The following is a 2,108-nucleotide window of genomic DNA, read 5'->3' as shown; positions in this document are numbered from 1 at the left end:
GCAACACGTTTGGGGGGGTGGGTTTTTGCCCACCCCCCAAACACTTCACGCCGCTAACTCACCGCGCAGCACGCCGCCGCGACAAGCCAACCAACGCCACACCACCAGCCAACACCGCACCAGCAAACAAGCCCAGACCCAGCGCATCAACACCAGTCTTAGCCAACTTGCCACCCGGCGCCGCCGACGGCGAACCAGACGGACCCTGCGACGGACCCTGCGACGGACCCGGCGTCACAGACACCGACGGAGACGGAGAAACCTTGGGCTGCTCGGTGTACTCATTAACAAACGACACCTCCACAACCTGGCCCTTATCCGCCACCACAAACTCCTGCCCCGCAGGCACCTTCACATCCCAACCAGGCACCTGCGCCGACGCCGCAACCTCCGACACCTTGCACACAGTCCCAGTAGGCACCGCCACACCCGCAGGAACAGCCACCCCGTCACCCTTAACCAGCAACGAACCAGTCACATCCCCACAGACATACTCAAACTTGAACTCGTGCCCAGCCAAACCAGGATGCCCAGCAACCTTCTTCGCCACCGAGAACGAACCAGTGTGCCGCGCATACACATTGTCAAACGCCAAGGCCACAACCTCACCAGCAGCCCCAACCTTCGCCGTCTTAGCCTGCGGCACCTTCACATCAAACCCAGCAACCTGCGCCGAATCAGCCCGCTCAGTAACCACACAAGAAGCCCCCACCGGAAGCCGCTCACCCACAGTCACCACCGAACCATCACCCGGCACACTCACATCCCCACGCTTCTCGCCCTCGACCGTGTCACACACATAATCGAAAACAAACGAACGCTTGGCATGCTCACCAGCCCCATCCCCGGAAACAGACTTCGCCACCGAGAACTGGCCCCGCTCCAACGTATAGGTGTTAACCGCCGACACCTCAACAGAACCCCCATCAACCACCGGGAACTCCACCGAAGAGCCAACACTCTCCACCCCATCAACACGCAACTTGGTCTCCAAAACCGCGCCAGCAACCCCAGCATCCCGCTCAGTAACCACACACTTACCAACCGGAACATCAGCCACCGAAACAGCAGCCCCACCAGCAGTCACCGTCACCGAATCAGCAACCGTCTCCTTACCCGCACCATCAACACACGAGTAATCAAAAACAAAGTCCTTCCCAGCAACAACCGCGCCATCACCAGCAACAGACTTCGCCACCGAGAACGAACCCTTCAACTGCGTATAAGTATTCGTCAACGTCGAACGCACCAGGTCACCCTTCACAACCCGCACACTCGGCACATCAAACACCGCCGCAACCGAATAACCATCACGCGCCCGAGTCGCCTCAGACTCACTCAACACACACTCAGTACCCGTAGGAACCTGCGGACCCTTCACCGCCGACCCATCACCAGGCACCCGCAACACACCCGAAGTCTTGGCAGCATCATTACACACATACCCAACCTCGAACACATCACCAGCAAAGACCCCGGCCCCATCACCAGCCACGACCTTCACAACCTCAAACGAACCCATATCACGCGAATACACATTCCGCGCAGTAACAGCCACAACCTCCCCATCAGCAATAGTCACAGACTCCGCCGACAAAGACGAAACAACCGAATAACCCTCACGCGCAGCAGACGCAGCATCCTCACTCACAGAACACACCACACCCGCAGGCAACAACGGAGAACGCACAACCGAACCATCACCCGGAACGGTCAACACCCCCCGATCACCACCACACACATAAGCAAACCGGAACGAATCAGCCGAGAAATCCCCACCCTCAACAGACTTCGCCACCGAAAAACGACCAAGCTTCTCAACATACCTATTCTCAAACACCAAAGGCACAACCACCCCAGCATCCCGAATAGCCACACGCTGCTCACCAGGAACCGTCAAGTTATAACCATCCAACTCCGCCGAAGAAGCCCGCTCAGACACCACACACTCAGTCCCCAAAACAAACTCCGGCGACTCAACAGCCACCCCATCAGCCCGCACACTCAACGAACCACGATCAGCCCCACACACATAATCAAACACAAACTCCCGATCACCAGGAACCACAACCCCCACAACCGACTTCACCACAGAAAACTTCCCAGTC

The 2,108-nt window shown here is 58.0% G+C and carries 1 protein-coding gene; it reads right to left on the bottom strand.

The features are described 5' to 3' along the window. Positions 1-58: 58 nt before the first annotated feature. On the bottom strand, positions 59-2,108 hold a 2,050-nt coding region (locus BSZ40_RS11125), incomplete at its 5' end, for a DUF5979 domain-containing protein (protein ID WP_222842784.1).

It is taken from the genome of Buchananella hordeovulneris, assembly GCF_001907235.1.
GTDB lineage: Bacteria > Actinomycetota > Actinomycetes > Actinomycetales > Actinomycetaceae > Buchananella > Buchananella hordeovulneris.
Note: the sequence above shows the minus strand (reverse complement) of the source record. Positions and strands in the feature narration are given on the sequence as shown.